Below are 13,086 nucleotides of genomic sequence, written 5' to 3' on the forward strand. Positions count from 1 at the left end.
CGCCGCGATCCGCTCAGGGGGCCGGAGTGCATCAGCCCCCCAGCAAGAGCCTGGTTTCATATGATTTCAGGGCGGCGCGGCTGGATGGGTAGGTCTGGTGTTCGCCAAGGTCAGGGAACAGCTGAATAAGCTCATCGCGTTGGGCGCGGTCCAGGGCAGACAGCGTGCGGCCGCCGGGCTGGAAGCTTTCGCTCCACAGCCCGTGGGTGCGGACGATCTGATGGGTCTCGAACATGATATGGACGTAGCCGGTCGGTGCAAGAAGCTGGCGGATGCCAGGCAGGCCGACGAAATGCATGGCAGGGGCCAGCAGTTCGGGCTCGCCGAAATACAGCTCGCAGCGCGCTCCTGACAGCAGGATCCGATGCTGCGGTGAAAACGCGGTGTCGCGGTCTGGCATGCCTGGGCCAAGCGCGCCCGCCGTGATCATCACCGGCCGAAGGTGCGCATTCAGCACAAGGTCGGCCAGCGTCAGATCGCGCCGGCCGACCCAGCGTACCGGCTGCGGACCCATGTCGCGCGTCAGCACCAGATCGCCGGGCCGCAGATCCTCGACCGGCACAGGGCCGTCGGGCGTGTCGACAAGCGTGCCCAGGGTAAAGCAGGGGATCACGTTTTCGATATCGGTGAAGGCAAGCGTGCCGACCACAGCGCCAAGCGCATCGTAAAACGTGACCGTGCCGTTTTCTCTGTTCATCGGGTCATATACGATATCGGTGCGTGACCACCCATAGCCGCCAAGGTCCAGCGTGTCGAAATCGCCAAGGCTGTCAGTGCCGCCGTTGACGACTTCGCCGAAGGCGGCATCGCCGTCGGCCATGAAGATGTAATCGTTGCCGCTGTCGCCGAACACAGTGTCGACGCCGGCTCCGCCTTGCAGCGTGTCGTTGCCAAGCCCGCCGTTCAGACTGTCGTTTCCGATGTTGCCGAAAAGCGTGTCGTTGCCTGCATCGCCAAGAAGGATGTCTGCGCCAGCCCCGCCATCAAGCTGGTCGTTTTCGGTTCCGCCCTCAAGGCGGTCATTGTCATCGCCGCCGAACAGCGTGTCGTTGCCGGCGCCGCCCAGCAGGGTGTCGGCGCCAGCCTCGCCCGACAAACTGTCACCTTCGGTGCCGCCACTCAGCTGGTCATTGCCAATGCCACCCAAAAGCGTGTCCGTGCCTGCGCCGCCGACAAGGATATCGTCACCCGCATCGCCGCTCAGCTGGTCATTGTCGTTGCCGCCATCCAGTTGATCGTTGTCGTCGCCGCCCGACAGGGTGTCATTGCCGGCGTCGCCCAGAAGCGTGTCAGCGCCGGTACCGCCCGACAGCACATCGTTGCCATCGCCACCTTCAAGCCGGTCGGCCCCGGCGTCACCTTGAATCAAATCGTTATCGGCACCGCCGAACAGCCGGTCATTGCCGCCTCCACCGAGGATCGTATCGTTGCCAGCGTCGCCAAGGATGCTGTCGGCCCCGTCGACATGACCCGAGGCAAGCGGAGGTGTGGTGATCAGGGGCGAGGTTGCAAGATCGGCTGTTCCGGTTATTCCGGGGCCGGCTATCGTGGCGCTGAACGCCGTTTGGCCAAGATTTTCCCAGTAGTAAAGTTCGACGGAATAGGTCTGGCCAGCCGTCAGACTGACCGTTCCGGTCCGTGCGGTGGCGACCTGGTGGAAATCGTTGTTCAGGTTGAAGACGATGTTTCCGGCCGCGTCGCGGATGATGATCCGCGATCCGTCATCGGAGGTCGTGCCGAACGTGTAGCTTCCGGTCGAGGTGATGGCGACGTTTGACCGATAAACCACGCCAAAGTCATCGCGGTTCGTCGTCGCGCTGGTGCCACCCAGCGTGTTGCGCAGCGCCAGAACGCTAAAATCGTCGACGTATCCAGTGCCGACCAGCGCACCCGAGGTGATGAATTGGGTCTGGTTGCTGGCCGAGGTGAAGTCGCGCGTGTAGACGTTGTATTGCCACTGTCCGGCCAGCGGTGCGTCACCGGAAAGAACGTCGTTGCCCGCGCCGCCGATGATTGTGTCGTTGCCGCCACCACCGCTAAGGCTATCGGTGGTCGCGGTGCCGGTCAGCGTCTGGTTACCGGCGGTCGCCGGCGTGGTGCTGCTGTTCTCGGCCATCGTTACCAACCCTTGATTGCACTTTACCCGGCTCCGCATAATGCAAACGGGCGTGCCCGGTCACGTGAAAGTTCGCCTTGGCATGGCTTTTCGGGCTCAGTGGTGCCGGATGTGAACGGCCTCAGGCGATGCGCCTGCCGTCCCGCCAGACGGCTTGCAAAGACCAGTCCTCGCCCAGATGGACCATGTCGGCCTTCCTGCCGGGCAGCAGATGGCCGACGTCGTGCTCCCGCCGCAAACACGCGGCGGGCCGCGAGGTGGCCATCGCCAGCGCCGTAGCAGGCTCAACGCCGGCCTCGGTCACTATCACCTTCAGGGCTTGCGGTAGGCTCAGGTCGGCACCGGCAAGGGTGCCGTCCTCCAGCGTCAGCCGTCCGTCGCGGCGCAGGATGCGGCGGCCGCCAAGGGTGAACTCCGTCGCGTCAGATCCGGCGGCGGCCATTGCGTCGGATACCAGAAAGATGCCCTCCGGCTTGGCCGCCATCGCCACCCGGATGGCAACCGGATCGACATGGATGCCGTCCGCAATCAGCCCGGCGAAGATGTCACTGCTCAGGACAGCCCCAACCAGCCCGGGCTCGCGGTTCTGCAACCCGCTCATCGCGTTGAAAAGGTGGGTGGCGCAACCGGCCCCCGCCGCAATCGCCGCAAGCGCGGGCTTGCAGCCGGTATCGCTGTGGCCAAGCGACACGATCACCCCAGCCGCGCGCAACCGGGCGATCTGCTCCAGCGTCACCGCCTCCGGCGCCACCGTCACCATCAGCGAGGGCAGCGCACGGGCCGCGTCCAGCAGCATCGCCAGATCGCCGTCATCCATCGGCCGGATCAGCCGGGCGTCATGCGCCCCCTTGCGGCGCGGGTCCAGATGCGGGCCTTCCAGATGCAATCCAAGAAACCCCGGCACTCCCTCACGCGCGGCGGCAATCCCCGCAGCGATCACCGCCTGCGTGGCAGCCTTGGTATCTGTGATCAGCGTCGGCAGGATGCCCGTCGCGCCCAACCGCGCATGCACCGCGCAAACCTCGCGGATCCTCGCCACATCGGCGGCCGCGTCGATCATCCGCCCGCCGCCGCCGTTCACCTGCAGGTCCAGCAGCCCCGGCGCAAGGATACCACCGGCCAGCATCACCGTCTCGGCTGGCCCCTCGCTTTCTGCAACCCGACCCTCCGCCACCCTCAGGCTCGCCCCCTGATGCAGATGCGTGCCGTCGAATACCGCCGCGCCGGTGAACCGAACCGCCATCATACGGTCTCCGTCACCTTGCGCAGATGCGGCGGCACGTCCGGGTCATAGCCACGCCGCCGCGCCAAAGCCTCGATGAAGGCATAAAACCCCACGCTCAGGGTCAGGGGCGCCAACAGCGGGTGCAGACCGCCGACCGATGGCAGGCTGACGGCCCCCGCCGCCTCGCCCCCGGTCAGGAACACATCGGCCCCCTGCGCGGCCAGTCGCGCCGCCGTCGCCTCCAACTGCGGCAGGGCCGCGTCCGCGACCCCCAGCGCCAGTACCGGAAACTGCGCCTGCACGATGGCCGAAGGGCCGTGCAGCACCTCTGCCGCCGAAAAGCTTTCCGCGTGTAGCCCGCAGGTTTCCTTGAACTTCAGCGCCGCCTCGCTGGCGATGGCAAAGGCCGGACCGCGCCCCAGCACATACAGCGACTGCGCCCGCGACAGCCGCGCCGCCAGCGGCGACCAGTCCAGCGCCAGCGCCTGTGCAAAAGCCTCCGGCGCCCCGGCCACCGCAGCCCGCAAGTCCGCATCCTCCTGCCACTCGGCCAAAAGCGCCAACCCCGCCAGAACCGAGGTCACGAAGGTCTTGGTCGCGGCAACGCTGTGCTCGGTCCCTGCCTGCAACGGCAGGCACGCTGCCGAGGCCTGCGCCATCGGGCTGTCGGCATGGTTGGTGATCGCGATGGTCAAGGCCCCGCCCGCCGCTGCCGCCCGGATCATCTCGACGATGTCGGGGCTTTGGCCCGACTGCGAAATGCCGATGCAGGCCGCCTTGCCCAGCTTCAGGGGCCGGCGGTAGATCGACGCGATCGACGGCCCGACCGACGCGACCGGCACCCCGGCCAGAAGTTCGACCGCATATTTCAGATAGGTCGCTGCATGATCCGACGATCCGCGCGCCACCGTCACCAGCAGGGCCGGGTCTGCGGCCCGCATCGCGGCGGCGGCATGGGCCACCGCGTCAGCCGAGTGCGACAGGAACCGTGCGGCGGCCTGCGGAATCTCGGCCACCTCGCGTGCCATGTGCGATTGCGTCATCCGTTGGTCCTTTCACTGTCGGGCGAAAGCTTAAGCTCCACCGCAAAATCATAGGCATCGCCGCGGTAAAGCGACCTCGTGAACTCCACCACCCGGCCCGAGGGCAAATAGCCGATCCGCTCGATCTTCAGGCCTGCGGCGCCGGGCGTCACGCCCAGCAATTCGGCATCCCGCGCGCCAAGATTAGCCGCCGAAATCCGCTGAACCGCGCGCACCGGACGGTTGCCAGACGTCTCTAACAAGGCATAAAGCGAGGCATCCACTAGTTCCGGCCGGGGTACCACCTCGGCCGAAAGCGAGGCCCGCTCGATTGCCAGCGGCACCCCGTCAGACCGCCGCACCCGCTCCAGCCGCGCCACCCGGTCGCCTGCGCCAAGACCCAGCGCCATCACCTCTTCGGGCGAGGGGGAATGCAGCGCGCGGCTCAGCCAGACCGACTCCACCGATTTCCCGCGCCGCGCCATGTCTTCGGTGAACGAGGTCAGCAGCGACAGCGCCTGTTCCAGCCGCTCCACCCGTGCCGCGACAAAGGTGCCCGACCCGCGCCGCTGCACCAGTTGCCCCGATGTCACCAGCCCCTCGACCGCCTTCCTCACGGTGACGCGGCTCAAGCCTGTCATCGCGGCGATGTCGCGCTCGGCGGGCAGGCTGTTGCCGGGGGCCAGTCGGCCATCCTTCATCGCCTCGACGATGCGGCGTTGCAGTTGCAGGTACAGCGGCCCGCTTCCGGTCAGCGCGTCTGCCGAAAACACGGCCTCCATCACGCCGCCTCCCGCGCAAGGATCAACGCCCCGTCCAGCGCGCTTCCCAGCGCCGGCGTGATCTGCCAGCGCCCGCTAAACCGCGCGGCGTAACTTGCTCCCAGCCCGCCGATGAACACCACCGGCACCCGGCCATCGGCCTGCAACAGGTCGATCGCCGCCGCGACATCCGCGACCGCCGCCTCCACCACAGCCGTGGCCGCAGCGTCGGTCGATCCCAGGATGCGCGGTGCCAGCACCGCGAAATCTGCGGGTCGCGCCGCCAGCGAAAAGCCAACCACGCCTTCCGCTCCGCCATGATCGTCGATCAGCGTTTGCAGGAATGGTGTCATCGGCTCAAACCCGTCAACCGCGCGCAACGCCTTGGCCAGCACGCGCCGGCCCAGCCACGCACCGCTGCCCTCGTCGCCCAAGGCCAGCCCCCAACCACCGATCTGCCGGATCGTGCCGCCGTCCTGACGCGCGAAAACCGATCCCGTGCCCAGCGCCGCCACGATCCCGTCGCCCTGCCGCAAGGCGCCCTTCACCGCAGCGATGGCATCGGTTTCGACCCGCGTCCGCGCAAAGGGCAGGGCCAGCTTCAACCGCCCTGCAGCCCCTGCCGCATTCGCACCGGCCAACCCCAAGCCCGCCACCAGCCGCGCCTCCTCGGCCCCCGCCGAGGCGCTTCCGACTGCGGCCGCAAGCGCCTCCCGCGTTGCAACAAGAATGTTCAGCCGCGCGCCTTCGGGATCGCTGGCAATGTTGGCAGGCCCGGCGCTCCCTTCGCCCATGATCCGGCCCGCCGCATCCGCGACAGCAGCGCGGCAGCCTGTACCGCCGCCGTCTATGCCCAGAAACAAGATCATTCCGAATCCTCCGATGTAACGATACCAAAAGAATACCATTTGGAAAGTGGTATGTTGCGAGTCGTGTATTTACCGCGCCAAACGCCGTTTGGAAGAAGATGCTTTACAAGTGGTATTATTTTGGCATTGTCATGAGCAGCAGGAGGAATCACATGGCCGACCGCCCGACTGAGGCGCCGCATCCATCGTCCCACGGGTTGCACGCGGTCGCGGCTGGCGTGGCCCTGTCGCGGCTTCTGGCCGCACAAGAGGCCGCGCTGCACGCCGTGCGCCCGGCCCTCGGAGCGATCGAGGCCGCAGCTGAGGCTTGCGGCACCGCGCTGCGCAACGGCGGTCGCATGGGCTATGCCGGGGCCGGGTCGTCCGGCCTCATGGCGCTGGCCGATTGCCTTGAACTGGCTGGCACCTTCGGGATCATGCCGCCGCAGACGCCGATGATGTTTGCAGGCGGGGCGCAGGCGCTGTTGCACATGACCGGCGCGGTCGAGGATGACCCAGCTCTTGCACAAGCCGACTTTGCCGCCTCCCGCATCGGTGCGGGCGATGTGGTGATCTGTGTGTCGGCCTCAGGATCGACACCCTACACGATGGAAATCGTGCGCGCCGCGCAGGCCGTCGGGGCAAGTGTGGTGGGCGTTGCCAATGTGCCCGGCTCGCCCCTGCTGAAGGCTGCCAACATTCCGGTGCTTCTCGACACCGGGCCAGAGGTGGTTGCCGGCTCCACCCGGATGGGTGCGGGGACGGCGCAGAAAGTTGCTCTCAACATGCTGTCGGTGCTGGTAGGCATCCGGCTTGGACACGTGCATGATGGCTACATGGTCAACGTGATCGCCGACAACGCCAAACTTGCCGACCGCGCCGCCCGGATAGTGGGCGCCATCGCGGGCGTCGATCGTGACGCGGCTGCGGCGGCACTTGCCCGCGCGGGCGGTGGCGTCAAGCCTGCAATCCTTGTTGCCAAGGGGGCCGATCCGAAGGCCGCGCGCGCGGCCCTTGCCGCATCGGGCGGGCATCTTGGCCCGGCCTTTCTGACACACGACTGAAAACCAATCGGGCACAGCCCGCATAACAGGGAGACTGCAATGACCAATACCTTCCGTTTCGCCCTTCTGGCCAGCACGCTGCTGGGTGGCATGGCCTCGGCCCAGGACGTCACGCTGACCATCGAAAGCTGGCGCAACGACGACCTTACCATCTGGCAGGACACCATCATCCCGGCGTTCGAAGCCGCCAATCCCGGCATCAAGGTCGTGTTCGCCCCGACCGCGCCGGCGGAATACAACGCTGCGCTGAACTCCAAGCTTGATGCGGGTTCTGCGGGCGATCTGATCACCTGCCGCCCGTTCGACGCCTCGCTCGCGCTCTATCAGGCCGGGCATCTGGCCGACCTGTCGGGCCTTGCCTCGATGGCCAACTTCTCGCCCGTCGCAAAGTCCGCCTGGCAGACCGATGACGGCGCAGCCACCTTCTGCGTGCCGATGGCCTCGGTGATCCACGGCTTCATCTACAACAAGGACGCCTTCGACGCGCTTGGCATCAGTGTGCCGACGACGAACGCCGAATTCTACGCGGCGCTCGACAAGATCAAGGCCGATGGCACCTACATCCCGATGGCGATGGGCACCAACGACCAGTGGGAAGCCGCGACGATGGGCTACAACAACATCGGACCGAACTTCTGGAAGGGCGAGGAAGGCCGCCTTGCGCTGATCAAGGGCGAACAGAAGCTGACGGACGAGCCTTGGGTTGCGCCGTTCCGCGAACTGGCAAAGTGGAAGGATTACCTCGGCGACGGCTTCGAAGCACAGACCTACCCCGACAGCCAGAACCTCTTCACCCTCGGCCGCGCCGCAATCTATCCGGCTGGTTCGTGGGAAATCAGTGGCTTCAACACCCAGGCCACCTTCAAGATGGGTGCCTTCCCGCCGCCGGTGCAGGCCGCGGGCGACACCTGCTACATTTCGGACCACACCGACATCGCGATCGGCATGAATGCGAAATCTCCGAACGCCGAACAGGCCAAGGTGTTCCTGGAATGGGTCGGTTCGCCGGAGTTTGCCACGCTTTACGCGAACGCCCTGCCCGGTTTCTTCAGCCTGAACTCCACCCCGGTCGAAATGCAGGATCCGCTGGCGCAGGAATTCGTGTCGTGGCGCGGCAAGTGCCAGTCGACGATCCGGTCCACCTACCAGATCCTGTCGCGCGGCACGCCGAACCTTGAAAACGAAACGTGGAACGCGTCGGCCAACGTGATCAAGGGCACCGAGACGCCGGAAGCTGCGGCCAAGCGCCTGCAGGAAGGCCTCGCCTCCTGGTACGAACCGCAGAAGTGACCTGACCCGTCGGAACCGGGGGGCTTGCGCGCCCCCCGGACCCCCGCGGGATATTTTTCGACAGATGAAAGGGGAGGGACATGGCTTTCAGAAAGCCCGTGCGCTGGCACATCGCCGTGTTTCTGGCCCCGGCGGTGCTGGTCTATACCGCGCTGATGATCGTGCCCCTGTTCGGCACCCTGAACCTTTCCCTGTTCAACAAGGACGGCGACGTGCGCGTCTTCGTCGGCCTTGCGAACTTTGCCACGCTCTTTGGTGACCCGCGCTGGTCGGACCAGTTCTGGAACGCGCTAGGCAACAACGCGTGGTTCTTCCTCATTCACATGCTGGTGCAGAACCCGGTCGGTATCGCGCTGGCGGCGATCCTGTCGACGCCAAAGTTGCGCATGGCCGCCTTCTACCGCACCGCGATCTTCATCCCGACGATCCTGAGTTTCGTGATCGTGGGCTTCGTCTGGAAGCTGATCCTTAGCCCAATCTGGGGCATCGCGCCCGGAATGCTAGATTTCATCGGTCTGAAAAGCCTGTTCGCGCCCTGGCTTGGCAAGGAAGAATATGCGCTTACCGCACTCGCCCTGATCTCGGTCTGGCAGTTCATCGGCATCCCGATGATGCTGATCTATGCCGCCCTGCTTTCCATCCCCGACGAGGTGCTTGAGGCGGCCGAGATGGACGGGATCACCGGCTGGTCGCAGTTCTGGAAGATCAAGCTGCCGCTGATCCTGCCCGCCATCGGCATCATCTCGATCCTGACATTCGTGGGCAACTTCAATGCCTTCGACCTGATCTACGTGGCGCAAGGCGCGCTGGCGGGGCCGGATTTCAGCACGGATATCCTTGGCACCTTCCTCTACCGCACGTTCTTTGGCTTCCAGTTGCAACTCGGCGATCCCTACATGGGGTCCGCCATTGCGGGAGCGATGTTCGCGATCATCCTCCTAGGGGTCTGCGTCTACCTCTTCGGCATCCAGACCCGGCTCAGAAGGTATCAGTTCTGATGTCCGCCCGCATGTCCCCCGCCCGCACCATCGCAGCCCACGCGGCGCTGATCACCTACACGCTGATTGCCCTCTTTCCGGTCTTCGTGATCGTCATCAACAGCTTCAAGTCGCGGAAAGCCATTTTTGCCGATCCGCTGGCGCTGCCCGTGCCAGGTAACTTCGACCTGATCGGCTATGAAACCGTGATGAAACAAGGCGATTTCTTCGCCTACTTCCAGAACTCGATGATCGTGACGGTCGCATCGCTGTTCTTCGTGCTGCTGTTCGGGGCGATGGCGGCCTTTGCTCTCAGCGAATACAGGTTCAAGGGCAACACGCTGATGGGCCTTTACCTCGCGCTCGGCATCATGATCCCGATCCGGCTTGGCACCGTGGCGATCCTGCAGATGATGGTCGCCTCGGGCCTCGTGAATACGCTCACGGCCCTGATCCTCGTTTATACCGCGCAGGGCCTGCCGCTGGCAGTGTTCATCCTGTCGGAGTTCATGCGCAACGTGTCGGACGATCTGAAGAATGCGGGCCGGATCGACGGGCTGTCGGAATACGCGATCTTCTTCACCCTCGTCCTGCCGCTGGTGCGCCCGGCGATGGCAACCGTCGCGGTCTTCACCATGATCCCGATCTGGAATGACCTGTGGTTCCCGCTGATCCTTGCCCCGTCAGAGGAGGTGAAGACCATCACCCTTGGCAGCCAGGTCTTCATCGGCCAGTTCGTCACCAACTGGAACGCGGTGCTGGCTGCCCTCAGCCTCGCCATCGTGCCGGTCCTCGTCATGTATCTGATCTTCTCCCGCCAGCTTATCCGCGGGATCACTGCAGGAGCCGTCAAATGATCCGCGTCTTGGTTGCAGGTTTGGGCAACATGGGCCGCAGCCATGCGCTTGCCTATCACCGGGATCCGGCCTTCGAACTGGTCGGCCTTGTGAACCGCAGCCTGCCGACGCTTGACACCGCACTGGCCGGCTACGCCATCACGCCTGACTTCAATGAGGCTCTAAACCGCCTGAAACCCGATCTTGTCTGCGTCTCCACCTACTCCGACAGCCACGCCGACTATGCCATCGCCGCGATGGAGGCTGGAGCGGATGTGTTCGTCGAAAAGCCGCTTGCCACCACCGTCGCCGATGCGCGCCGGGTGGCAGAGGCGGCGGCGCGGCTGGGGCGGAAGGTCGTGGTCGGGTATATCCTGCGCCATCACCCCTCGTGGATCAGGCTGATCGAGGAGGCGCGCGCTTTGGGCGGGCCGTACGTCTTCCGCCTCAACCTCAACCAGCAGTCCACCGGGGCTACGTGGGAGGTGCACAAGGCCCTGATGCAGACCACCTCGCCCATCGTCGATTGCGGCGTGCATTACGTTGACGTGATGTGCCAGATCACCGACGCCAAACCGGTGGAGGTGCGCGGCATGGGCCTGCGCCTGTCGAACGAGATCGCGCCCGACATGTACAACTACGGCCATTTCCAGGTGCTGTTCGATGACGGCTCCCTCGGCTGGTACGAGGCGGGCTGGGGCCCGATGATGTCGGACACCGCGTTTTTCGTGAAAGACGTGGTCAGCCCGAAAGGTGCCGTGTCGATCAAGATGCCGGAAAGCGTGCGTTCCGACGACGTCGACACCCACACCAAGACGTCGATGCTGCGGATCCACCGCGTCGGCCAACCGGATCAGGACCTGAACATGGCCGACGAACCCGGCCATCAGGAATTGTGCGAACGCGAGCAGGCCTTCATGGCCCGCGCCATCACCGAAAACATCGACCTCACCCGCCACCTGCAAGACGCGGTGCAGTCGCTTGCCATCTGCCTTGCCGCGGACGAAAGCGTCCGGTCCGGCCAACCAGTGAAATTGTGAGGGTGCATGGGCGCGCTTGACCTGAAGGCTGTCACCAAAAGCTTCGGCGCCACCGAGGTCATCAAGGGCATCGACCTTGAGGTGCGGGAGGGCGAGTTTTGCGTCTTCGTCGGCCCCTCGGGCTGCGGCAAGTCCACCCTGCTTCGCATCATCGCGGGTCTGGAGGATGCGACCTCGGGCGACATCCTGCTTGATGGCAAGCGCGTCAACGACGTGGCCCCCGCCAAGCGCGAACTGGCGATGGTGTTCCAAAGCTACGCGCTTTACCCGCACCTGTCGGTCCGCGACAACATGGGCCTCGCCTTGAAACAGGCGGGCAAACCCCGGGCCGAGATCACGGCGATGACCGACCGCGCCGCCAAGATGCTGTCGCTCGACGCGCTTCTTGACCGTCGCCCGGCGGAACTCAGCGGCGGCCAGCGTCAGCGTGTCGCAATCGGCCGCGCCATCGTGCGCACGCCGAAACTCTTTCTGTTCGACGAACCCCTCTCCAACCTCGACGCCGCCCTGCGCGTCGCCACCCGGATCGAGATCGCCCGCCTGCACCGCGACCTGAAGGCCACGATGATCTACGTCACCCACGACCAGGTCGAAGCGATGACCCTTGCCGACCGCATCGTTGTCTTGCGCGCGGGCAAGGTGGAGCAGGTCGGCACCCCGATGGAGCTTTACAACAACCCCGCCAACACCTTCGTCGCGGGCTTCATCGGCAGCCCGCAGATGAACTTCCTTGACGCCGCCGCCCTGGGTCACCCGCCCGGCCAGATCGGCGCGCGGCCCGAACACATCGGCTTGTCGCGGCAAACCGGCGACCTGTCCGGTCAGGTCAGCCATGTCGAAAAGCTGGGTGGCGAAACGCTGGTCTATGTGCGCAGCGACGTGCATGGCCTGCTTACCGTGCGGCTGTTCGGTGAACACGATTACGCCGTGTCAGAGACGGTTTTCCTGACCCTGCCCACCGATCGGCTGTTCCATTTCGCCCCTGACGGTCGCCGCCGCCAACCAACAGCCGTGGTCTAGCCGCGCGCGGCGTTCCACGCGGCCAGAACCTGCCCCGCCGCATCGCCCGCCACCACGCCCAGCAACACCGCGCCCTCCGCCTGCAGGCAAAGGATGCTGTGGCCGCTTACCAGATCGTTGCCCAGAACGGTGCAGACGGGCTCGCCTGCGGCCTGTGTCAGCCGGTCAAGTTGCTGCATCAGCGCGTCGGCCTCGTCGTTCAGGAAATCCTCAAGCGGCGCGACCATTTCCTCGGGGCCGAACCGGCCCTGTTCCTCGTCGCCCGATCGGATCAGCCAGGCGGCCAACCCGTCGCCCATCTGCGCCACGAAGGCTTGAAGGAACCCGACCGTTTCCGGTCCGGCCTCCGCTTCGGGTTCAACGCCATCCCCCACGCTTTCCACGGCCTCAGCCTCAGCCTCGGCCTCAACCGAGTCGGCACCTTCGTCGTTCAGATCAATTCCCAGATGGTCCGCAAGGCGCGCCACCGGCAGCCCCACGCTCAGCCCCTCGCTGCGGCCCAGCGGGGCGGCGATCACCCGCAGGGTCGACCCACTTGCCGTCAGCGCGCTGAAAACCCCTGCCAGATCCTCGCGGTTGGCATCGTCCAGCGCCGGCACGCCAAGGCAGGCCTCCGCGCCGGCAATCCCGCTTGCCGCCGTCACCCGCAGCACCCTGCGCCCCGCCACGTCCAGCGACAGCGTCGCCCCCGCATCGGTCGAAAACACCAGGGATCGGCCCAGCAGCGTCTCGTTGATCTCGCGCAGCAGCGCAGCCAATGGCGAGGCCATCCCCGGCCCACCGATCACGCGCAACGCGCCCGGCGCGAACGTCGCCGGGGCCTGCAGCGCCCGAAGTCGGGCCATTACTGGGGTCGTCTTGTCTTTCAAGTGCCTTGCCGAACCATT

At 65.5% G+C, this 13,086-nt stretch carries 12 protein-coding genes; 6 read left to right on the plus strand and 6 right to left on the minus strand.

What is annotated here, in order from left to right; all coding sequences use genetic code 11:
* Positions 1-31: 31 nt before the first annotated feature.
* The 5 genes from ACROUL_RS02325 to ACROUL_RS02345 form a co-directional block, all read right to left on the minus strand.
* Positions 32-2,116, minus strand: a complete 2,085-nt coding sequence (locus ACROUL_RS02325; protein WP_431297947.1) for a Hint domain-containing protein — start codon at positions 2,114-2,116, stop codon at positions 32-34.
* 121 nt (positions 2,117-2,237) lie between these two features.
* Positions 2,238-3,359 (minus strand): N-acetylglucosamine-6-phosphate deacetylase, encoded by a 1,122-nt coding sequence (gene nagA, locus ACROUL_RS02330; RefSeq protein ID WP_431301226.1) that lies wholly within the window; start codon positions 3,357-3,359, stop codon positions 2,238-2,240.
* Complete coding sequence (locus ACROUL_RS02335) at positions 3,359-4,384, minus strand: SIS domain-containing protein (RefSeq protein ID WP_431297948.1); 1,026 nt, start codon at positions 4,382-4,384, stop codon at positions 3,359-3,361. The genes nagA and ACROUL_RS02335 overlap by 1 nt, the downstream gene beginning before the upstream one ends.
* Positions 4,381-5,145: a GntR family transcriptional regulator gene (locus tag ACROUL_RS02340; protein ID WP_431297949.1), complete on the minus strand. Its 765-nt coding sequence runs from the start codon at positions 5,143-5,145 to the stop codon at positions 4,381-4,383. Before ACROUL_RS02340 ends, ACROUL_RS02335 begins: the two co-directional genes overlap by 4 nt.
* Complete coding sequence (locus ACROUL_RS02345) at positions 5,145-5,993, minus strand: BadF/BadG/BcrA/BcrD ATPase family protein (RefSeq protein WP_431297950.1); 849 nt, start codon at positions 5,991-5,993, stop codon at positions 5,145-5,147. Before ACROUL_RS02345 ends, ACROUL_RS02340 begins: the two co-directional genes overlap by 1 nt.
* A 152-nt stretch (positions 5,994-6,145) precedes the next feature.
* Here ACROUL_RS02345 and ACROUL_RS02350 point away from each other — a divergent pair, with 152 nt between their 5' ends.
* The 6 genes from ACROUL_RS02350 (at position 6,146) to ACROUL_RS02375 (ending at position 12,199) form a co-directional block, all read left to right on the plus strand.
* A complete protein-coding gene (locus tag ACROUL_RS02350) occupies positions 6,146-7,036 on the plus strand; it encodes an N-acetylmuramic acid 6-phosphate etherase (protein ID WP_431297951.1) in 891 nt (296 codons plus the stop codon).
* 39 nt (positions 7,037-7,075) lie between these two features.
* On the plus strand, positions 7,076-8,326 hold the full coding sequence (locus tag ACROUL_RS02355) for an ABC transporter substrate-binding protein (RefSeq protein WP_431297952.1): 1,251 nt from the start codon (positions 7,076-7,078) through the stop codon (positions 8,324-8,326).
* An 80-nt stretch (positions 8,327-8,406) separates the two neighbouring features.
* Positions 8,407-9,324: a carbohydrate ABC transporter permease gene (locus ACROUL_RS02360; RefSeq protein WP_431297953.1), complete on the plus strand. Its 918-nt coding sequence runs from the start codon at positions 8,407-8,409 to the stop codon at positions 9,322-9,324.
* A complete protein-coding gene (locus ACROUL_RS02365; protein WP_431297954.1) occupies positions 9,324-10,160 on the plus strand; it encodes a carbohydrate ABC transporter permease in 837 nt (278 codons plus the stop codon). Before ACROUL_RS02360 ends, ACROUL_RS02365 begins: the two co-directional genes overlap by 1 nt.
* Positions 10,157-11,179, plus strand: a complete 1,023-nt coding sequence (locus ACROUL_RS02370) for a Gfo/Idh/MocA family protein (RefSeq protein WP_431297955.1) — start codon at positions 10,157-10,159, stop codon at positions 11,177-11,179. Before ACROUL_RS02365 ends, ACROUL_RS02370 begins: the two co-directional genes overlap by 4 nt.
* A gap of 6 nt (positions 11,180-11,185) precedes the next feature.
* Positions 11,186-12,199, plus strand: coding sequence for an ABC transporter ATP-binding protein (locus tag ACROUL_RS02375; protein ID WP_431297956.1), 1,014 nt, complete (start codon positions 11,186-11,188; stop codon positions 12,197-12,199).
* Here the strand turns inward: ACROUL_RS02375 and ACROUL_RS02380 are convergent.
* Positions 12,196-13,044: a hypothetical protein gene (locus ACROUL_RS02380; RefSeq protein ID WP_431297957.1), complete on the minus strand. Its 849-nt coding sequence runs from the start codon at positions 13,042-13,044 to the stop codon at positions 12,196-12,198. The genes ACROUL_RS02375 and ACROUL_RS02380 overlap by 4 nt on opposite strands.
* Between the last annotated feature and the right edge of the window lie 42 nt (positions 13,045-13,086).

The sequence above is a fragment of the Tabrizicola sp. BL-A-41-H6 genome (genome assembly GCF_050632395.1).
GTDB lineage: Bacteria > Pseudomonadota > Alphaproteobacteria > Rhodobacterales > Rhodobacteraceae > JAUYQR01.